Genomic DNA, 19,528 nt, shown 5'->3' with positions numbered 1-19,528 from the left:
AGCCTTCCAGCTTCCGGTCATTGCCATCCGACGTCGCGTCTGGCCGCGCGGGATGGTTTCGTCGCGCCTGCACATGGCGAGGCCTGACGGGAACGAGGCCCTACAAGAACGAGGAAGGCGCCATGCCGATCCATGGCAGCCCGCCGTCTCACCCCCGCACCGGATCATAGACCGCACGAAAAAAGGGGCCGCATCGCTGCGGCCCCTTCTTCTTTTCGTTCAGGTCGCGAGACCCGAGCCGATCAGTCTTCCTTGAGGAAGGCCGGCAGGTGGTCGGGATCGCCGCCGCCGTTGCCGCCGTCACGCGGACCGCGGGGACCGCGATCGCCACGGCCTTCGCCGCGCGGACCACGATCGTTGCCGCCACGGCCGCCATCACGGCGCGGGCCGCGACGGTCGCCGCCACGATCGTCACGGGGACCACGATCGCCGCGCGGTTCGCGCGGTTCGCGGGCCGGACGGGTGTCTTCCAGCTCGGCGCCGGTTTCCTGGTCGACGACGCGCATCGACAGGCGAACCTTGCCGCGCGGGTCGATCTCGAGGACCTTGACCTTGACGAGCTGGCCTTCCTTGACGACGTCGGTCGGCTTTTCGACACGCTCGTTCTTCATTTCGGAGACGTGGACGAGACCGTCCTTGCCGCCCATGAAGTTCACGAAAGCGCCGAAGTCCACGATGTTGACGACCTTGCCGTCGTAGATCTTGCCGACTTCCGCTTCCTCGACGATGCCGAGGATCCACTTCTTGGCGGCCTCGATCTGGGCGATGTCGGACGACGAGATCTTGATCACGCCTTCATCGTCGATGTCGACCTTGGCGCCGGTTTCAGCGACGATCTCGCGGATGACCTTGCCGCCGGTGCCGATGACGTCACGGATCTTCGACTTGTCGATCTGGATCGTCTCGATGCGCGGAGCGTGGGCCGAGAGTTCGGTGCGAGCCGAACCGAGGGCCTTGGTCATTTCACCCAGGATGTGCGCGCGGCCGGCCTTGGCCTGCTCGAGCGCCTTGCCCATGATTTCCTTGGTGATGCCGGCGATCTTGATGTCCATCTGCATCGTGGTGATGCCGAGTTCGGTGCCAGCCACCTTGAAGTCCATGTCGCCGAGGTGATCCTCGTCGCCCAGGATGTCCGAGAGAACGGCGAAGTCTTCGCCTTCCAGGATCAGGCCCATGGCGATGCCCGAAACCGGACGGATCACGGGAACGCCCGCGTCCATCATGGAAAGGCAGCCACCGCAGATCGTCGCCATCGAGGACGAGCCGTTCGACTCGGTGATGTCCGACAGGATGCGGATGGTGTAGGGGAAGTCTTCCTTGGCGGGCAGCACGGGGTGCAGCGCGCGCCATGCCAGCTTGCCGTGGCCGATCTCGCGGCGGCCCGGAGCGCCGAAGCGGCCCACTTCGCCGACCGAGTAGGGCGGGAAGTTGTAGTGCAGCATGAACGACGAGTACGACAGGCCTTCGAGGCCGTCGATCATCTGTTCGGCGTCCTTGGTGCCCAGCGTGGTGGTGCAGATCGCCTGCGTTTCACCGCGGGTGAACAGCGCCGAACCGTGGGTACGGGGCAGGAAGCCGACCATCGATTCGATCGGGCGGACCTGGTCGAGCTTGCGGCCGTCGATACGCTTGCCGTCCTTGAGGATGGCGCCGCGCACGATTTCCGCTTCCAGCTTCTTCATGGTCTTGATGGCGACCATCTGAAGCTGCGGGGTCTCGCCGGAGAAAGCTTCCTTGGCCTTGGCGCGGGCGGCGTTCAGCGCGTTCGAGCGGGCCGACTTGTCGGTCAGCTTGTAGGCAGCGGTCACGTCCTTGCCGACGGCCTTCTTGAGCTTCGCCTTGATGTCGGCCGTGTTGTCCGACAGGTCGATTTCCCAAGGTTCCTTGGCGGCCTGCTCGGCCAGGTCGATCACGAGGTTGACGACCTTGCGGCATTCGTCATGCGCGAACATGACGGCGCCGAGCATCTCTTCCTCGGTCAGTTCCTTGGCTTCCGATTCCACCATCATCACGGCGTTGCCGGTGGCGGCGACGACGAGATCGAGGCGGCCGTCTTCGAGAGCAGCGTTCTGCTTCGGGTTCAGCGTGTATTCGCCGTCGACGAAGCCGACGCGGCAGGCGCCGATCGGGCCCATGAAGGGCACGCCCGAGATGGTGAGCGCGGCCGAAGCGGCGATCATCGCAACGATGTCGGCCTCGGTTTCGCCGTCATAGCTCAGGACCTGGCAGATGACGTTGATTTCGTTGTAGAAACCTTCGGGGAACAGCGGGCGGACCGGGCGATCGATCAGGCGGCTGGTCAGCGTTTCCTTTTCGGTGGCGCCGCGTTCACGCTTGAAGAAGCCACCCGGGATGCGTCCTGCGGACGAAAACTTTTCCTGGTAGTGTACGGTCAGCGGGAAGAAGTCCTGGCCTTCCTTCACCGACTTGGCGGCGGTCACCGCGCAGAGCACGACCGTTTCGCCGTAGGTGGCAAGGACGGCGCCGTCGGCCTGACGGGCCACGCGGCCGGTTTCGAGAGTGAGCGTCTTGCCGCCCCACTCCATGCTTACGGTTTTGACGTCGAACATAAGAGGTTTTCCTCAGCCCGCCGGCCCTATTGCAACAGCGGGGTTTACTGCCGGGTATGCCGTCCCGGTCCGGTGTGGAGCCGTTTCGGGGCTCCTGGGTCTGCCGCCGAATTGCGGACGGACCCTTGGTTTTGTTTTACCGCGTTTTCCGGGTCATCAGGTGATCCCACCCGATTGGAAGACGCTCTAATGCAAGAAGCGGCCCGCTAGGGGCCGCTTCCCGTTAGTTCTTACTTACGCAGACCCAGCTTCTGGATCAGCGAGTTGTACCGCGCGACATCCTTCTTCTTAAGGTAGTCGAGCAGCGAGCGGCGCTTGTTGACCATGGCCAGCAGACCGCGACGCGAGTGGTTGTCCTTGTGGTGAGCCTTGAAGTGCTCGGTCAGGTTGCGGATACGCTCGGTGAGGATCGCGACCTGAACTTCCGGGCTGCCCGTGTCGCCAGCGACGCGTGCGTTGTCCGAAATGATGTCCTGCTTCTTTTCAGCGGTAACCGACATAGTACTTTACTCCGCGACATCCGATAGGTTGAACCCCCTGACAACGCGGACTTCTCCGCTCAAAAGCTCCACGAGCGCGACGGGAATGGTTCCCTCCCGCGCCCAGTAGAGCCCGTCATCGTGGGGCAGTTCGGTCAGAACGCGGCCCTGTCGGACCGCCCTTGCCTGCTCCGAACCGAGGTCGATGGCCGGGATGTCGTCCAGCCCCACCTCCAGTGGCAAGAGTATCTGTTCAAGCGTCGCGCCCTTGCCGATTTCGTTCAATTTGTCCAGCGAAATCGCTTGGGACAGGTCGAACGGGCCGGCCTTCACGCGGCGCAAAAGGGTCACGGTTCCGCAGGTTCCAAGGGCCCTGGCGATGTCCCGCGCCAGGGAACGGATGTAGGTGCCCTTGGAGACGTGGGCGAGCAGGGTTGCCCCTTCCTCCGCATCGAATCGGTCCAGGCGCAGCTCGAACACGGTGACCGCGCGCGTCTTCATCTCCACCTCCTGCCCGGCGCGGGCGAGGTCGTAGGCGCGCTCGCCATCCACTTTCAGGGCGGAATAGATCGGCGGCACCTGCTCGATGGGGCCGGTGAACTGCGCCAGCACGCCTTCGACTTCGGCTTGGTCCGGGCGCACGTCGCTGGTCGCGATCACTTTGCCTTCGAGGTCGAGCGTGTCCGTTTCCGAGCCGAAGCGCACGGTGAAGAGGTAGCTCTTGCTGGCATCGAGCATGCGTCCGGCCAGCTTGGTCGCCTCGCCCAGCGCTATCGGCAGCACACCGGTAGCCAGTGGGTCCAGCGTGCCGCCATGCCCGACCTTCACTTTCTTGCCGTAACCCGCCTCGCGCAAGTTGCGCTTCACGGCGGCGACGGCCTGGGTGGAGCCAAGGCCGAGCGGCTTGTCGAGGACGATCCAGCCATGAGGGGCCGGGCGGGGAGGAACGGTGGAATTCATCGCATCCCCCAAGGCCCGCGAGGCCGGTTTGTCAACGCCCGGACGGCCGGGTGCTCAGGCCCCGGCCACGAACTGCGCCAGCGCGTAATAGTGATCGGTCGCCCAGATCACCGGCGGCAGGACCAGGCGCCGCACCACGCCCCATTGCGGGAAGAAGTAGGGCACCACCAGCAGGAGCACGATCAGCAGCGGGAAACCGTAAGGCCGGAACCGCTCGTATTGCGCCGCTGCGGCGCGCGGCAACAGGCCCTCGACGATGTGCGATCCGTCGAACGGCGGGATCGGCAGCAAGTTGAACAGGGCCAGGAAGACGTTGATGGTGATGAAGTTGTTGAGGTTCATCGCCGCAAAGGTCAGTCCGGCGCCTTCGGCGTTCCCGGCAAAGCGCACCAGCAGCCCCAGCAGCAAAGCGCCGACAGCGGCGAGCACCAGGTTGGTGCCCGGTCCGGCGGCGGCGACCACCATCATGCCCCGGCGCGGATCGTTGAGCCGCCAGCGGTTGACCGGCACCGGCTTGGCCCAACCGAAGATCGGCAGCCCGGTCAGCGCCAGAAACCCCGGCAGCGCGATCGTACCCATGGGGTCGACGTGCCGCAGCGGGTTGAGCGACAGCCGCCGTTGCTCCTGCGCGGTCGGATCGCCGAGCGCGAGAGCAGTCCATCCGTGCGCCACCTCGTGGAAGACGATGGCGATGATGAGGGGGATGATGAGCGCCGCGGCCTGCAGCAGGGTCTGGTTCATGGCGCTGATCTAGGGGCGAGCGCCCCCGCCTGCAATGGATCAGGACCGGGCGAGGCGGATGCCGCTACGAAAATCCACCCAAGGGCATTGTGCAGGCCATCTCGCCCGGCCAATTCGGGGCCCCGGCATCACCGGGCCATGGCTTCGCCGAAATGCTTGCGGCAGAGCGCGACATAGCGATCGTTCCCGCCGATTTCCGTCTGCGCCCCTTCATGCACCGCCGCTCCGGCGGCATCGACACGCAAGTTCATCGTCGCCTTGCGGCCGCAGTGGCACACCGCCTTCAGCTCGATCAGGGCATCGGCAATGCCCAGCAGGACAGCGGACCCGGGAAACAGCTCCCCACGAAAATCGGTGCGCAAGCCGTAGCAGAGCACGGGGATGTTTTCCCGGTCGGCAACATGGGCGCATTGCCAGGCCTGCGCCGGGGTGAGGAACTGCGCTTCGTCTACCAGAACGCAGGACAGCGGCTCCACCGAATGGGCCGCTCTCACTTGCGAGACGAGGTCGGTATCGGGCAGGAAACGGTGCGCCGATGCGTGCAGGCCGATGCGGCTTTCGATCGCATGGTCACCGCCGCGGGACTCGCTGCGGTCGTCTATCGCCGCAGTCCACAACATCGTGCGCATGCCGCGCTCGTGATAGTTGAAGTTGGCCTGAAGCAAAGTCGCCGATTTGCCGGCATTCATGCTGGCATAGTAGAAATAGAGTTTAGCCATCGGAGTTGGGGATAACATGCCCCTCGGCCGCCCGCACGGCGTCCCTCGCGATTGTCCCCGCTTGAATGAAAGCCCCTGCCGTTATCTAATCCCATCAGCCGAAACCGGCGTCCGGGCATCTGGAGTCTCGGCAGGGCCGGAAACAGGCTGAGCTGGAGTTAGACAGCCCCGAAGTTAGACAGGCCCCGAAGTCAGAGAGGCCCCGAAGTTCGAGAGGCCCGAAGTTCTAGGCAGGGAGTTGGGCATGAAGAGATGGATCGCCTTGGTCGTGATCATCGCGCTGGCCGGAGCGGCGGCCGGATATGTCGTCGATGCCCCCTTCGCCCCGCACGTCGCCGCCTCCTCCCGACAGACCGCCGCCCTGTTCGATAGCGCCGCCGCGGCGCTGGTCGCCGCTTTGGGACGCGGCGGCGCCATCGCTGCCCCGCTGGTGCTGGGCGCCCTGCTCTGCGCGCCGATTCTGCTGCTCTGGCCCCGAACGCCGGCGCTCAAGGCGCTCCCCGGCCCGGTCTGGCGGCCCGAGCCGTTGACCGCGGACCCGTTGAGCGTCGAACAGGCGACGGGCGAACCCGACATGTTCGCCCCCGAAACGCCCCTGCCCCGCCCGGTCGTGCTGATCCGCAAGGCCCGGTCGCGATCGCGGGACTGGTTCGGCGATGCCAGCTGGTTCGGCGGCCTGCCGAAGCTGGCCGGCATTCCCTGGCCGCGCGGCAGCGGCGGTGCGGCGCTGCCTTTCGCCGCGCAGATCGACCTGGCCGAGATCGCCGCCGCCTGCCCGGAGACGCCGCTGCCGAAGTCCGGCTCCCTGGCTTTCTTCGTTGGGACCGGCGCCGTCGTGCCGGTCCCGGCCGGAGCGCACGAGTTCACCGATCCTCCCGCAGGCAGCGAGGGCGGCCTGTCACTGGCCGCGGCGGACCAGGCCCCGGATGACGCGTTCTACCCCTTCTGGCCGGTGGAAGCCGTTGCCGTCCCGCTGCCCGAAGAGCTGCGCGACCGGCACGAACTCGGCAACGAGCAAGCCGTCGAGCAGGCGATGACCGAGTGGCTCGCCATGCGCTATCCCTTGCGCGACGGGCCGCTGACCGTGCGCGAGCCGGTGGAGCGGGTCTGGTGGCATGGCGCGATCCACCTGGCCGCGCGTTTCCATGCCGCCCTGAACGAAGCCTCGCGTCTGGTGGACAGACGTACCGACAGGACCGCCGACGCGCGCGAGGATGTCGAACTGCTGGGCGCCGATCCGGGCACGACGTCGCTGCGCCTGGAAGCCGCCCAGCGCGCCTTCGACCGGGAGGACGCGAAACTCCACGCCACATGTGAGCAGCAGGCCGCGCTCGCGCAAGTCACGCAGGCCATGGACGGCTTCACCAGCGAGCGGGATCCCTGGACGCCGCTGACCCACGACGAATTCGCCGTGCTTCAGGATGTCCTGGCCCATGTGGCTCGTGATTGCGCCGACCTCGTGCGGAACCGCGCGCCGGCGACGATGGCGGAACTCTCCGCATTCTCGCTGCGGGCGATGGTTTCAGGGCCGCCGGAAGCTCTGGCGCAAGTGTCCGATGCGGAACTCGCGCGGATCAATGCCGGCTACCGGCTCGCCAATGCCCACCAGCACGAAGTCTTCGGCCCCGGCGGCTGCCACCGTGCGGCGCGCGACGACCATCGGGGCGAGATCCTGCTGCTGCAGCTCGCCAGCGACGACATGATGGGATGGCATTGGCGAGAATCGGGAGGAGAGTCGGGAGGCGATACGGCGAGAGCCTCGGGGCTCTACCAGTTCTGGATCAGCCCGCCCGATCTGGCGCGGCGCCGATGGGACCGGGTTTCGCTGACGTTCGAACCCGGCTGACCGGGCGGATCAGTCCTCGAGGTCGCGCTTGACCCGCGGATCGTTGAGCAACGCGTCGATCCGGCTCGCCTCTTCGAAAGTATCATCGGTGCGGAAACGGATCTTGGCGGCAAACTTCAGCTTCAGCCGCTGCGCCACTTCGCGCTGGAAGAACGCGGTATGCGTCTGCAGCGCCTTCAGCACGATTTCCTCATGTTCGCCGAGCAGGGGCTTCACGAAGACGGTGGCGATGCGCAGGTCCGGCGTCATGCGCACTTCGGTGACGGAGACCGAATGCGTGCTCAGCGTATCGTCGTGAACCTGCTGGCGCGTGAGGATCTCGGAAAGGACGTGGCGCACCTGCTCACCCACCTTGAGGAGGCGGACGGAGTGCTGTTCGGATGTGACTTGCTGGCGTACCATGGCTTTGTTCCATGTGGGCGGACGACGACAATTTGCAACAATTGATTACGGCTCCAAGGCTCATTTGTGTGGTTTAGCCCTGTGAAACCACCATTTCGAGGAACCGGAAATGCACAAGTTCACCGCCACCCTGCTTGCTGCGGCGCTCGTCGCCCCCACCGTCGCCGCACCGGCCATGGCTGCGCCGGACCGCCACACCTCTTCGCATGCGGACACTTCTCATTCGGGTAACGGCCATGCCGACAAGAGCCCGCACCAGTTCCGCAAGGGCGAGAAGTTCGACCAGAGCCGCGCCACGCACTACCAGGCCGTGGACTACCGCAAGTACCGCAATGTGAAGGCCCCGCCGCGCGGCTATCACTACGTGCGTTCGGGCAATGACCTGCTGCTCGTCGGCATCACCAGCGGCATCGTTGCCGCCGTGACGAGCGGCATGTTCCGCTGATCCCTCCCGGATAGAAGAAACCGGCCAATGGGGCGTCACGCTTGGCGGAGCGCGGCGCCCTTTGCGCATCACATCTTCGCGACGATCCGCGCCAGCGTTCGCACATTGCGCGCCGCACCCCGGCTGCCGAGGCGCTTTTCGATGAAGGCCATCGTCAGCGGACTTTCGCTCATCGGCCCGCCGAAATCCACGAAAAGGCAGCGATCGCCCAGCGCCAGTCGCTCGGCGCCGATGCTGCCGTGGTCGCCCACGAGGCGGCCGAACTGCTGCTTGGTCGGTTGCCGCTCCAGCAGCACGCTATGGACGAAGGTGTCCTCGCTGCCCACGAACGGGTTTTCCTCCACGGCCGCGCGGATCTCCGCGCGACTGCGCACCGCGACGAAGGCGCCCATGTCGAAGCGATCGCGCATCAGGTAGGCCAGGAGGTCTTCCAGACCCTCGGTCGGACGGTCCTCGTAATCGAACAGGACATTGCCGCTGGAGATCACCGTTTCGGCATTCTCCAGTTCCTCGCGCGCGAAGGCGTAGCGCAAGTCCGCCATCGACAGACGATCGCCGCCCACGATCAGGGACTCGAAAAAGGCGCAATAGCGGGTCATGGCAGGGTCATCGATTCCATAAGCTGAATGGCTGCGGGGCATGTCTGCCCGGCGCTTCCTCACCTGCACGAGCCGCGGAGAGGCTGCAAGTCATCCCGCGAGCGGCCATCCGTCGCCGCAGGGCGCCGTCGTCCGGCCAGGCGGCACAAACGGCAACGGCCACCGCCGGGTTTCCCCGACGATGGCCGTTTCATGGTCTTTCAACCGAAACCGGCAGATATCAGCCGACGGTACGTTCGCGGTGGCTGACTTCGAAGACTTCGAGGTGGTCGCCCGCCTTGATGTCGTTGGTGTCGGCCAGGACCACACCGCACTCCAGACCGGCGCGGACTTCGTCCACGTCGTCCTTGAAGCGGCGCAGCGAGGAGATCGTCGTTGCCGAAACGATGACATCGTTGCGGGTAAGACGCGCGCTGAGACCCTTGCGGATGAAGCCTTCGACGACCAGCAGACCGGCGGCCTTGTCGCGCTTGCCGGCCGGGAAGACCTGCTTGACTTCGGCGCGGCCGACCACGGTTTCGATGCGCTCCGGACCCCAGATGCCGGCCATCTGCTTCGCGACCTCGGCGGTCAGTTCGTAGATGACGTCGTAGTACATCATCGGGGTCTTGGTCTTCTCGATCTGCTCGCGCGCCTTGGCGTTCGGGCGGACGTTGAAGCCCACGATCGGCGCGCCCGAGGCCGAAGCCAGGGCCACGTCGGTCTCGGTGATGGCACCGACGCCCGAGTGCAGGATGCGCACCTTGATCTCGTCGTTCGAGAGGGCATGGAGCGCGGCGTTGATCGCCTCGACCGAACCCTGCACGTCCGCCTTGACCACGACCGGGTACTCGATGACGTTCTGCTTGGCGGCAAGCGCCGAGAACATCGTGTCGATGCTGGCCGGCGCCATGGCGGTGCGCTTGGCAGTCGCCTGTTCCTGACGGTAGGCCGAAACCTCGCGGGCACGCTGTTCGCTGTCCACGACGCTGAGCAGGTCACCGGCCATCGGCACGCCGCCGATACCGAGGACTTCCACCGGCATCGAAGGCGGAGCGACCTTCACCTGGCGTCCCTTGTCGTCGAGCATGGCGCGCACGCGGCCGCTCTCGGTGCCGACGACGAAGATGTCGCCGACCTTCAGGGTGCCGCGGTTGACCAGCACGGTCGCGAGCGGACCCTTGCCCTTGTCGAGCTTGGCTTCGATCACGGTCGCCTCGGCCTCGCGGTCGGGGTTGGCCTTCAGTTCCATCAGTTCGGCCTGGAGCAGGATCTTCTCGATCAGATCGTCGAGACCCGCGCCGGTCTTGGCCGAGACTTCCACGTCCTGGACATCGCCCGACATGGCCTCGACGATGACTTCGTGCTCCAGCAGGCGCTCGCGCACCTTCTGCGGATTGGCCTCGTGCTTGTCCATCTTGTTGATGGCCACGATCATCGGCACGCCCGCGGCCTTGGTGTGATTGATGGCCTCGATCGTCTGCGGCATGATGCCGTCGTCGGCAGCGACCACCAGGATCACGATGTCGGTGACGTTCGCACCGCGCATACGCATCTGGGTGAAGGCGGCGTGACCAGGCGTGTCGAGGAAGGTGACGAGGTCACCGCCCTTGGTCTTGATCTGGTACGCGCCCATGTGCTGCGTGATGCCGCCGGCTTCGCCGCGCACCACGTCGGTGCCGCGAAGCGCGTCGAGCAGCGAGGTCTTGCCGTGGTCGACGTGGCCCATGATGGCGACGACCGGGGGACGCGGCTTCAGCGTCTCTTCGGCATCGACGTCGATGGAGGTGTCGATGTCGACATCGCTTTCGGACACGCGCTGGATGTTGTGGCCGAATTCGGTGACGAGCAGTTCAGCGGTATCCTGGTCGATCGTCTGGTTGACGGTGACCATCATGCCCATCTTGAACATCGCCTTCACCAGGTCGGCGCCCTTTTCGGCCATGCGGTTGGCGAGTTCCTGAACGGTGATCGCCTCGGGGACGATCACGTCGCGGACCTGCTTCTCGCGCTGCTGCGACTGGCCGCCGAAGTGGGCACGACGTTCCTTCTCGCGGGCGCGCTTGAGCGCGGCGAGCGAACGGGCGCGGGCGCCCTCGTCGTCGTTGAGCGCACGGTTGACCGTGAGCTTGCCCGACTGGCGACGGTCGCCGCCCTTGCGGTCGCGATCCGGCGTGCTGCGCGGCGGCGGCGGCGGAGCGCCCTTCTTGGCCGCGGCCGGACCCTTCGGTGCGGCGGCAGTGCCGCTGCTGGCGGGGCCGGCATTGCCGGTGGTTGCGGCAGCTGCATTACCGGCATTGCCAGCGGCGGCGTTGCCTGCGGCAGCGTTGCCGGCGGCGGCGGCCGGAGCCTCGGGCTTGCGGGGCTGAGGACGTGCAACCGGGGTGAAGCGGCGCGGCGCGGGAGCCGGAGCGGCCACGGGCGCGGCAGCAGCCGGCTTCGCAGCAGCTTCAGGCGCCTTGGCGGCAGGCGCGGCAGCTTCTGGAGCCGACGCTTCGGCGGCAGGCGCAGCCGGTTCGGCAGCGGCAGGCGTCTCGGCAGGCGCTTCCTGCACGGGAGCCACAGTATCCTGGGCCGGAGCGTTCTGGGCCGGAGCGTTCTGGACAGCCTCGGCTTCGCGAGCCTTGGCAGCTTCCTCTTCGGCGCGCTTGCTTTCCTGGGCGCGGTTTTCTTCGGCGCGGCGCTTTTCTTCTTCCATCGCGCGCACCTTTTCCTCGTGCTCGCGGCGGTTCGATTCCTCAAGCGAGGCGAGTCGGGCTTCCTCGGCCTCACGCTGAAGACGGGCGACGCGCTCCTGCGGCGTCTCGTTCGACGGAATCGGCTTGCGGGGCGCGGCCGGCGGCGGCGCAGCCCGCTGCGGTGCGGGCTGGGGAGCCGACGGGGCCGGGGCAGCGGCCTGCGGAGCCGGGGCGGGAGCCTGGGGCGCGGGAGCGGCCTCGACAGCGCCTTCGGAGCCCGGCTTGCCGAGCACCTTGCGGCGCTTCACCTCGACCACCACCTTGTTGGTGCGGCCGTGGCTGAAGGTCTGCTTGACCTCACCCGCTTCCACGGAACGCTTAAGCCCCAATGGCTTGCGGCCCAGGGTCGGTTTGTTGTCGGTCTCGCTCATATCTCTCGTCGTGCCCTTCAGTCTCAATTCGTCGCCTCGGGCGCGGCGCTGCGTGCCGGCCCGTTGCTACCATCCATACCGTCCCCGTCCGTCTCGGTGCGGGGCTGCCCCTGGAAATGCAGAAGGCGCTGCAGCAGCGAAGCGACTCGTTGAGCCGCGCCACGATCATTCAGCGCCAAGTGAACGACGTTGTCGCGGCCCAATGCCACAGACAGCGTCTCTCGGTCCAGAGGCAAGCGTGTGCCCTTGAGACCGCTTCCTTCCGCCTCGCTCCCGACTCTCCAGGCCTGGTCGAGCTTGCGCGAGCCGTCTTCGCTCGCATCGGCGGCATGGGCAAGCCATGTGACCCGGCCCTCTCGCGCGTTCTGCGCGATACGGTCGGAGCCCATAAGTAACTTGCCCGATTTCAGTTCGAGGCCCAGCCGGTGAGTCAGTGCGCGGATCAGCGCCTGTTCTATCCGTTCGGCGAGGTCTTCCGGGATCGTGAGCGCGGCACCTTTATAGGCGCGCGCCATCGCTCCCTTTAATTTGCCCTTCTCGAGCGAATTTTCAAGAGTGTCACGAGAAACGCCGATCCACGCGCCGCGCCCGGGGGCACGCGCGTGGATGTCGGGAAGAACGAGTCCGTCCGGCGAGATCGCCAGACGGATGTAGTCTTCACGCGCACCGACCTCCCCGGAGAGGATGCATTTCCTCTCCGGCCCGGCGCCGTCGATGTCGGAGCTTACGCGCTCATTGCGAGGATTCCGCATCGGCGGCCTCCTCGGGTTGCGGTTCTTCGTCGAACCAGTGAGCGCGGGCTGCCATGATGATTTCGTTACCCTGTTCTTCGTTCAGGCCGTACTCGCCGAGCACGCCGCCCTTGTCTTCGTCACGCGCACGGCGGTTCACCGAACCGTCGCGGCGGCGCTGCTCGGAGCGCTTCTTGGCGATCAGCTCGTCGGTGGCGAGATCCGCCAGGTCGTCGAGCGTCTTGATGCCGGCCTTGCCGAGAACCACCAGCATCGCCTCGGTGAGGTGCGGCAGTTCGGCCAGGGCGTCCTCGACACCGAGACCGCGGCGTTCCTCGCGCGAGGCTTCTTCGCGGCGCTCGAGCGCTTCCTGGGCACGGCTCTGAAGTTCCTGGCCGAGCTCTTCGTCGAAGCCTTCGATGGCGGCCAGTTCGTTGAGGTCGATGTAGGCGACTTCCTCAAGCTCGCTGAAGCCTTCGGCCACCAGCAGCTGCGAAAGGGTCTCGTCCACGTCGAGCTCTTCCTCGAACATCTTCGAGCGCTCGGTGAATTCCTTCTGGCGCTTCTCCGAAGCCTCGGCCTCGGTCATGATGTCGATCTGCGAGGCAGTCAGCTGCGAGGCAAGGCGCACGTTCTGGCCGCGGCGGCCGATCGCCAGCGAAAGCTGGTCATCGGGCACGACGACTTCGATGCGGCTTTCTTCCTCGTCGATGACGACGCGGCTGACGGTCGCAGGCTGGAGGGCGTTGACCACGAAAGTCGCGGTGTCTTCGCTCCAGGGGATGATGTCGATCTTTTCGCCCTGCAGTTCCTGCACGACGGCCTGAACGCGGCTGCCCTTCATGCCGACGCAGGCGCCGACCGGGTCGATCGAGTGATCGTGGCTGATCACGCCGATCTTGGCGCGCGAACCCGGGTCACGGGCGGCGGCCTTGATCTCGATCACGCCGTCGTAGATTTCGGGCACTTCCTGCGCGAAGAGCTTCTTCATGAAGTCCGGGTGCGCGCGGGAAAGGAAGATCTGCGGCCCACGGTTCTGGCGCTCGACACGCATGACCAGCGCGCGAACGCGCTCGCCGACGCGGGCGGCTTCGCGGGGGATCTGCTGGTCGCGGCGGATCACGCCTTCGGCGCGGCCGAGATTGACGATGACGTGGCCGAATTCGACCGACTTGATCACGCCGGTGATGACTTCGCCGGCGCGGTCCTTGAATTCTTCGTACTGGCGGTCACGCTCGGCATCGCGGACCTTCTGGAAGATCACCTGCTTGGCCGACTGCGCGTCGATGCGGCCGAGGTCCACCGGGGGCAGCGGGTCGACGATGAAGTCACCCAGGGCCGCGCCCTTCTGAAGCTTGTCGGCCTGCTTGAGGTCCACCTGCTTGAAGTAGTCCTCGACTTCTTCGACCACTTCGACGACGCGCCACAGACGCAGGTCGCCGGTGCGCGGATCGAGCTTCGCGCGAATGTCGTTTTCCGCACCGTAACGGTTGCGGGCTGACTTCTGGATGGCTTCTTCCATCGCCTCGATGACGATCGACTTGTCGATCATCTTCTCCGAAGCGACGGAGTTCGCGATCGCGAGCAGCTCGGCGCGGTTGGCGGAAATCGCACTGGCCATGGCTTAGTCTTCCTGTTCCTCGACAATCTCGTCGGCCCCGCTGTCATCCAGCGGGCGGGTTGCTGCGATCAGCTTGTCCGTGAGGACCAGCCTTGCGGAATGAATGTCGCCGAGTGGGAAAGTCACCCGGCCGGACTTCTTGTCGTCGATCGTGATCTGATCGCCGTCGATGCCGACCAGGTCACCGGTCAGCCCCTTGCGGTTGCCTTCCACGGGTGCGGTCAGGCTTACCTTCACTTCGTGCCCGGCCCAGTTGGCGTAATCCTTCGGGCGGGTCAGCGGACGATCGATGCCGGGCGAGCTGACTTCGAGGCGATAGGCTTCCTCGATCAGCGTTTCGCCGGCTTCTTCCAGCGCGTCCATGCGATCGGAGATGCGGTGCGAAAGCTTCACGCAGTCATCCAGCACGAGCTGGCCGGTGGCCGGGTTCTCGGCCATGATCTGCAGGGCGATCTCATCGTCGCCCACTTCGCTCTTGCCGAAGATTCGCACGCGCACCAGGTCGAAACCGAGGGCGTTGACCTCAGGCTCGATGACTTCGGTAATGCGTGCAATGTCGGCCAAGCCGTATCTCCGGTAAAAATCGTGCTGTTCGGCAACGCAGTTTCGCGCCGGCCCCTTCCGGCGCCAGCCCGAACCTTGTGTCACCAATGTCGGGATGAGGCGCAGATAAGCGCATCGCCGGTAAAAAGCAAGAGAGAGGATTCCGGCCTGCCGGTCGGGCGAAACCGATGTCCGGGGCATCGGGCCAAGGCATTGCCGGGGCGTGGGCCGGTGCCGCTTGAAAACGGACGGACGCCCGTTCTTGCCGATCGGAAGGTCGATTAAAAAGTGCAGGCCGGGCGAGTGTTCGGGTGGGGGGGGCTCGCCCGGCCTGCGTCCAGCGGGGGGAGGGCCGCCCGCCGGTAAGTTGGGAGTCACGTCACGGCGCGACTCATCAGCCCGGCCCGTCGCATGGAGACCGCGCTGCGTCCTCCGACCACGAGGTGGTCGTGGAGCTCGATTCGCGCGGTCTCGCACAAGGCGGAGAGCCGGCGCGTGGCGATCACGTCCGCCCGGCTGGGCAGCGGATCGCCGGAAGGGTGGTTGTGCACCAGCACCAGGCCGACGGCCCGATGCTCCAGCACACGTTGCAAAAGCGACCGGGAGCCGGCCCTGATCGTGGCCTCGCAGCCTGTCGTGCAGGCCACTTGTCCCACCAGCCGCCCTTCGGCATCGAAAGGCAGTTCAAGCATCACCTCGCGGCGAAGGCAGCCCAGGTGGGTTACCAGCGTTTCGAGGAGACTTCGCGAGAGCGGCCGGATGCGACTGCAACCCGGGACCAGTCCTGCCACGAGGGATCGTTGCCAAGCCGCTGCTTGCGCCAGACATGCAGGATCGTACCGATCGCTATCGCCGAAAGCGCCAGGAACGTGGGCGTCCCCCGCATCACGGCGTAGACCGTTGGCGGAATTCCGATGTCCGCCCATCGTGCGAAATGCGCGCTGAGGCTCAACAACTGCAACGAGGTTGCCCATAGCGGCCAAATCCTTCGGGCCTGGAGCGCGAGATAGCCGAAACCGGCCGTTCCCACGGCATCCGTCAGCAGCGACGTGGGATCCACGCTCCTGAAACGACTGGGCAGCAGGCTTTCTCCGCCGACTTGCAGCAGGACCATCGCCAGGATGATCGCGGCGCCCCACCGTTCGGGCGCGCCGCCCTGCCAGAAGGCCAGCGCCACGGCGACGACCAGCAGCAGGAAGAAAGCAAGCTGTTCAGAGTTTCCCAAGGACACTCCCCATTTCGAACGAGTCCCCGATCAGGCCGCGATTTCGGCGAGCGGCTGATGCTCGCCTTCGGCCTTGTCCGGGCAGCGGACCGGAATATCCATCGTCTCTGCCAGCTTCGACAAGTCGCTATGCGCACGCACCAGTTCGGAGCGGGCCTCGATCAGGCTGCGCTGCATGGCTGCAACGCGCGCCATCGGGCGCTGGGTGCTATGGGCGTTATCGACGATCGCAAGGCGGCCGCGAGCGATTTCCGCCATGAGTTCGCTGGCCTTGGCGAGAAGCTCATCCATGTCGTTCTCGACCGACTGGATGCTCCGGGTGATCCGCATTCCGACAATATCCGGTGTCATATTCGTCGCCTCCCACGGGGAATTCCGAGATCGAAGGCATCCGGCAAGAAGACCACCGGATCGGTGGGCCGGATCGGTGGACCAGCGCGCCGCTAAAGCAGTTTTTCCAGAGCTTCGGCGATCGCCAGGGTGGCCGCAAGGGTCACCGCCATGATCAACGCCAGCAAGAAAACCGCCCCTACGCGCCCCGCCCTTCCGAACCTTGCATCGAATGCCTCCAGGCCTGCCGGCTCGGCAACCCGGGCATCGAACCAATCGGGATGCCGTGCCATGGGCCGTGCATCGGAGAGGACGAAGACCGGATCCGCCGTCAGATCCTGATCGCTCTCATCCCCCTCTCCCGACCCCGCGTCGATACGGGAAAAGCCATATGTGGATTTGCCACATAGCTCCACGAGCTGCCCATAAAGGCGCGCCGTATCCTTGCGGTTGAGGGTTCCCCACTTATCGCGCACGGCATTGATGCGCTGGTCCACCGTGTTCGGCGCGATGCCGATTTCGCGGGCGATTTCCTTGGTGGTACGGTGCATCAGCAGCAGGTCGAGAACTTCGACCTGCTTGGACGTCAAGTTTTCCAACAACCCTGTTGCTTCGGAAATGTCGGTTATCTCTTGCACATCGGCCCTCATTCGCGCCTTCCGTGCACTATAACGGCAAATCCCACTAGGGAAAATTAAAGCAAAACGGCAGACAGACTTTCCTAAACGGCCGCTTAATGCTTGTTATTCACCGAGATTTCGCGGCCGTGACTGGGCCGATGGCGGCGCGGAGGGCGCCTGTCCGCCTTCCGACAGACGGTGCTTCTTCATGCAATGGCGCAACTGGTCATAGGACAATCCCATAGCCGACGCCGCGCGGCGCTGGTTCCAGCGATGCCGGTCGAGCGCCTCGACCAATAGCCCGCGTTCGTAAGCCTCGACCGAAGCCCGCAGCCCGGCGCCCGCTTCCACGGGCGCAGCCGGCGCCGGCCTTGCCGGGACGGCGGCCACCGGAATCGGCGCGGGGGAAGGCTCGGCAGCGGCGGCGGGCATCCAGGGGTTCTCGAAAGGATCGAAGACGATTTCGGCGATCGGCGCGTGCTCGTTCGCCCAGCGGTAGACTGCGCGCTCCGTCACGTTCCGCAGCTCGCGCACATTGCCCGGCCAGTCATGCGCCTCCAGCACCGCCATGGCCCGCGGCGAGAAACCGGGCCAGGTATCCCACTCCAGCTCGCTCGCCATGCGCCGCCCGTAGTAGTCGGCCAGTTCGTAGACATCGCCTTCCCGCGCCCGCAGCGGCGGCAGGTTGATGACCTCGAAACTCAGGCGATCGAGCAGGTCGGCGCGGAACGTGCCTTGCTCGGCCATGCGCGGCAGGTCGGCATTGGTGGCGGCAACCACGCGCACGTCGACCTGCACCGGGCGCGAGGCACCGATTCGCGCGATCTCGCCATATTCGATGGCCCGAAGCAGCCGCTCCTGCGCAGCCATCGACAGAGTGCCCAGCTCGTCGAGGAACAGCGTCCCCCGATCCGCTTCCTCGAACCGGCCGGCCCTTGCCCGCACCGCGCCGGTGAAAGCCCCGGCCTCGTGCCCGAACAGCTCCGCTTCGATCAGTGTTTCCGGCAAGGCGGCGCAGTTCATGGTGATCAGCGGCTCGCCCCAGCGCGGCGAGAGGTGATGGAGCCGCTGGGCGATCAGCTCCTTGCCGGTCCCGCGCTCGCCGATGACCAGCACCGGACGCCGCACCGCCGCAGCCCGACTAGCGCGCTCCACCGCGTCGAGGAAGGCGGTGGATTGACCGATGAACTGAACGTCTCGCTCCATTCCCAACTCTTAGCGAATTTCACCATTCATTGGCAATTCATCTTTTGCACCCTCCCCCACCAAGCGTCTGAAATCACAGAAAACCGCATGTTTTCGAGTTTGGCACGCCCCTTGCAGTGACATGGGCAAATTCACGAGATCCGACAGAGGAACACCAGGATGTCCTTCCAGAACGCCAGCATCGTTGCCAGCAGCCACCCGAGCAAGCAGCCGGCCGGCTTCCAGGCCAATGGGCGGGAACGCAGCAAGCTCGACTGGGCGATCATCGCTGCCGTGCTCGCCATGGGCACGCTGAACCTCTTCGCCATGAGCGACCGCATCGCCCCGCCGGCCCATGCCGCTCCCGTTTGCGGAGCACCGCTGCAGTGAGCAGGCTCGACGCGGAAATCGAAATCCTGCAAGCATCGGAGCAGGACGCTCCTCGCTTTCAGGAAAGGCGCGCCCGCCCGTTCGACACCGCCTCCGGTTCGGGCGAAGGCTCCTTCTTCCGGGAGCCGCGCTTCAGCCAGGCCCGCAAGTTCAATCCCACCTCGATCAAAGGAACCGCCAGGATGGGTATCTTCTCCCGCACCCGCGACATCATCGCCGCCAACTTCAACGACATGTTGGACAAGGCCGAAGACCCCGGGAAGATGATCCGCCTCATCATCCTGGAGATGGAGGAAACCCTCGTCGAAGTGCGTACCAGCAGCGCGCGCACCATTGCCGACCAGAAGGAACTGCGCCGCCATGTCGGCAAGCTGGACCAGCTTCAGCACGACTGGGGCGACAAGGCCCAGCTCGCGCTCAGCAAGGACCGCGAGGACCTGGCCCGCGCCGCCCTGCTCGAAAAGAAGAAGGCCGGCGACATGGCCGAGCAGCTTCGTGCCGAGATCGCCGTGCTCGACGATGCCCTGCGCGCCTACGAGGAGGACATCGAAAAGCTGCAGAACCGCCTGCGCGAGGCCCGCAGCCGCCAATCCTCGATCGCCGCTCGCTTGCAGAGCGCCGAGAATCGCGTCAAACTGCGGACCTTGCTGTCGAGCGAGCGCGTGGACGAGGCCCTGGTGCGCTTCGACCAGCTCGAGCGGCGCGTCGATTATGCCGAAGGCCGTGCCGAGGCGATGAGCCTGGGCGACAGCCGCCAGCCGACGCTCGCCGAGGAAATCGCCGCCTTGCAGGACGGCGATACGATCGACGCCGAACTCGCCGAGATGAAGCGCGCGATGGGGAATGGCCAATCGACCGCAGGCCAGCCGACCGCAGGCCTGTCGACGCCGGAATGACAGCGGCACACCTGACATCCCGGCAGGTGTCTTGCCGAAACGTACATGCCGCCCGCGAAGGGCCATGACCGGGAACCCGGGTCTGCCGACCCGACCACTGTCATAACGGGCAAGCCCGGATCCACGCCGGGCAGCCCG

At 65.7% G+C, this 19,528-nt stretch carries 20 protein-coding genes; 4 read left to right on the top strand and 16 right to left on the bottom strand.

The genetic code is table 11. The features are described from left to right. Positions 1 to 242: 242 nt before the first annotated feature. From pnp to EDF57_RS17730, 5 genes are all read right to left on the bottom strand, one after another. Positions 243 to 2,570 (bottom strand): polyribonucleotide nucleotidyltransferase, encoded by a 2,328-nt coding sequence (gene pnp, locus EDF57_RS17750; RefSeq protein ID WP_132265088.1) that lies wholly within the window; start codon positions 2,568 to 2,570, stop codon positions 243 to 245. 230 nt (positions 2,571 to 2,800) lie between these two features. After that, positions 2,801 to 3,070 carry a 30S ribosomal protein S15 gene (gene rpsO, locus EDF57_RS17745; protein WP_132265086.1) on the bottom strand — a complete coding sequence of 90 codons (270 nt, stop codon included), beginning with the start codon at positions 3,068 to 3,070 and terminating at the stop codon, positions 2,801 to 2,803. Positions 3,071 to 3,076: 6 nt separating this feature from the next. Continuing rightward, positions 3,077 to 4,009, bottom strand: a complete 933-nt coding sequence (truB, locus tag EDF57_RS17740; protein ID WP_134095228.1) for a tRNA pseudouridine(55) synthase TruB — start codon at positions 4,007 to 4,009, stop codon at positions 3,077 to 3,079. Between the two features lie 54 nt (positions 4,010 to 4,063). Beyond that, a complete protein-coding gene (locus EDF57_RS17735; protein ID WP_132265082.1) occupies positions 4,064 to 4,750 on the bottom strand; it encodes a site-2 protease family protein in 687 nt (228 codons plus the stop codon). Between the two features lie 128 nt (positions 4,751 to 4,878). Further along, the gene (locus EDF57_RS17730; protein ID WP_132265080.1) at positions 4,879 to 5,469 is read right to left on the bottom strand and encodes a thymidine kinase; all 591 of its coding nucleotides are present in this window, start codon (positions 5,467 to 5,469) and stop codon (positions 4,879 to 4,881) included. A gap of 244 nt (positions 5,470 to 5,713) precedes the next feature. Between EDF57_RS17730 and EDF57_RS17725 the strand changes: the two genes are divergently transcribed. Then, on the top strand, positions 5,714 to 7,315 hold the full coding sequence (locus EDF57_RS17725) for a DUF1963 domain-containing protein (protein WP_134095227.1): 1,602 nt from the start codon (positions 5,714 to 5,716) through the stop codon (positions 7,313 to 7,315). 9 nt (positions 7,316 to 7,324) lie between these two features. On the opposite strand, the gene rbfA is transcribed toward EDF57_RS17725, so the two are convergent. Next, positions 7,325 to 7,717, bottom strand: coding sequence for a 30S ribosome-binding factor RbfA (rbfA, locus tag EDF57_RS17720; protein ID WP_132265076.1), 393 nt, complete (start codon positions 7,715 to 7,717; stop codon positions 7,325 to 7,327). Positions 7,718 to 7,826: 109 nt separating this feature from the next. Between rbfA and EDF57_RS17715 the strand changes: the two genes are divergently transcribed. Then, entirely contained in the window at positions 7,827 to 8,162 is a 336-nt protein-coding gene (locus tag EDF57_RS17715; protein ID WP_132265074.1) for an RcnB family protein, read from the top strand. 68 nt (positions 8,163 to 8,230) lie between these two features. Here EDF57_RS17715 and EDF57_RS17710 read toward each other — a convergent pair whose 3' ends face one another. From EDF57_RS17710 to pspF, 10 genes are all read right to left on the bottom strand, one after another. Then, entirely contained in the window at positions 8,231 to 8,761 is a 531-nt protein-coding gene (locus EDF57_RS17710; RefSeq protein WP_132265072.1) for a DUF1697 domain-containing protein, read from the bottom strand. A 220-nt stretch (positions 8,762 to 8,981) separates the two neighbouring features. After that, the gene (gene infB, locus EDF57_RS17705) at positions 8,982 to 11,849 is read right to left on the bottom strand and encodes a translation initiation factor IF-2 (RefSeq protein WP_134095226.1); all 2,868 of its coding nucleotides are present in this window, start codon (positions 11,847 to 11,849) and stop codon (positions 8,982 to 8,984) included. A gap of 23 nt (positions 11,850 to 11,872) precedes the next feature. Further along, positions 11,873 to 12,601 carry a DUF448 domain-containing protein gene (locus tag EDF57_RS17700; protein WP_132265068.1) on the bottom strand — a complete coding sequence of 243 codons (729 nt, stop codon included), beginning with the start codon at positions 12,599 to 12,601 and terminating at the stop codon, positions 11,873 to 11,875. Continuing rightward, positions 12,582 to 14,201: a transcription termination factor NusA gene (nusA, locus tag EDF57_RS17695; RefSeq protein WP_134095225.1), complete on the bottom strand. Its 1,620-nt coding sequence runs from the start codon at positions 14,199 to 14,201 to the stop codon at positions 12,582 to 12,584. Before nusA ends, EDF57_RS17700 begins: the two co-directional genes overlap by 20 nt. A 3-nt stretch (positions 14,202 to 14,204) precedes the next feature. Next, positions 14,205 to 14,765, bottom strand: a complete 561-nt coding sequence (rimP, locus tag EDF57_RS17690) for a ribosome maturation protein RimP (protein ID WP_132265064.1) — start codon at positions 14,763 to 14,765, stop codon at positions 14,205 to 14,207. Between the two features lie 353 nt (positions 14,766 to 15,118). Beyond that, positions 15,119 to 15,436, bottom strand: coding sequence for a JAB domain-containing protein (locus tag EDF57_RS17685; protein WP_243654166.1), 318 nt, complete (start codon positions 15,434 to 15,436; stop codon positions 15,119 to 15,121). Positions 15,437 to 15,465: 29 nt separating this feature from the next. Then, positions 15,466 to 15,969 (bottom strand): hypothetical protein, encoded by a 504-nt coding sequence (locus EDF57_RS17680; protein WP_134095224.1) that lies wholly within the window; start codon positions 15,967 to 15,969, stop codon positions 15,466 to 15,468. Positions 15,970 to 15,999: 30 nt separating this feature from the next. Beyond that, the gene (locus tag EDF57_RS17675; protein WP_132265359.1) at positions 16,000 to 16,299 is read right to left on the bottom strand and encodes a hypothetical protein; all 300 of its coding nucleotides are present in this window, start codon (positions 16,297 to 16,299) and stop codon (positions 16,000 to 16,002) included. Between the two features lie 113 nt (positions 16,300 to 16,412). Further along, positions 16,413 to 16,949 carry a LuxR C-terminal-related transcriptional regulator gene (locus tag EDF57_RS17670; protein WP_132265058.1) on the bottom strand — a complete coding sequence of 179 codons (537 nt, stop codon included), beginning with the start codon at positions 16,947 to 16,949 and terminating at the stop codon, positions 16,413 to 16,415. Between the two features lie 93 nt (positions 16,950 to 17,042). Then, positions 17,043 to 18,125 carry a phage shock protein operon transcriptional activator gene (gene pspF / locus EDF57_RS17665; RefSeq protein WP_134095223.1) on the bottom strand — a complete coding sequence of 361 codons (1,083 nt, stop codon included), beginning with the start codon at positions 18,123 to 18,125 and terminating at the stop codon, positions 17,043 to 17,045. 159 nt (positions 18,126 to 18,284) lie between these two features. Here pspF and EDF57_RS17660 point away from each other — a divergent pair, with 159 nt between their 5' ends. Both EDF57_RS17660 and pspA read left to right on the top strand, forming a co-directional pair. Beyond that, positions 18,285 to 18,494, top strand: a complete 210-nt coding sequence (locus EDF57_RS17660; RefSeq protein WP_132265054.1) for a hypothetical protein — start codon at positions 18,285 to 18,287, stop codon at positions 18,492 to 18,494. Then, positions 18,491 to 19,390: a phage shock protein PspA gene (pspA, locus tag EDF57_RS17655; RefSeq protein ID WP_243841131.1), complete on the top strand. Its 900-nt coding sequence runs from the start codon at positions 18,491 to 18,493 to the stop codon at positions 19,388 to 19,390. Before EDF57_RS17660 ends, pspA begins: the two co-directional genes overlap by 4 nt. Positions 19,391 to 19,528: the final 138 nt, after the last annotated feature.

The sequence above is a fragment of the Novosphingobium sp. PhB55 genome (genome assembly GCF_004368805.1).
Taxonomy (GTDB): Bacteria; Pseudomonadota; Alphaproteobacteria; order Sphingomonadales; family Sphingomonadaceae; genus Novosphingobium.
The sequence above is the reverse complement of the archived record's forward strand: the minus strand, read 5'-3'. Positions and strand labels throughout refer to the sequence as shown.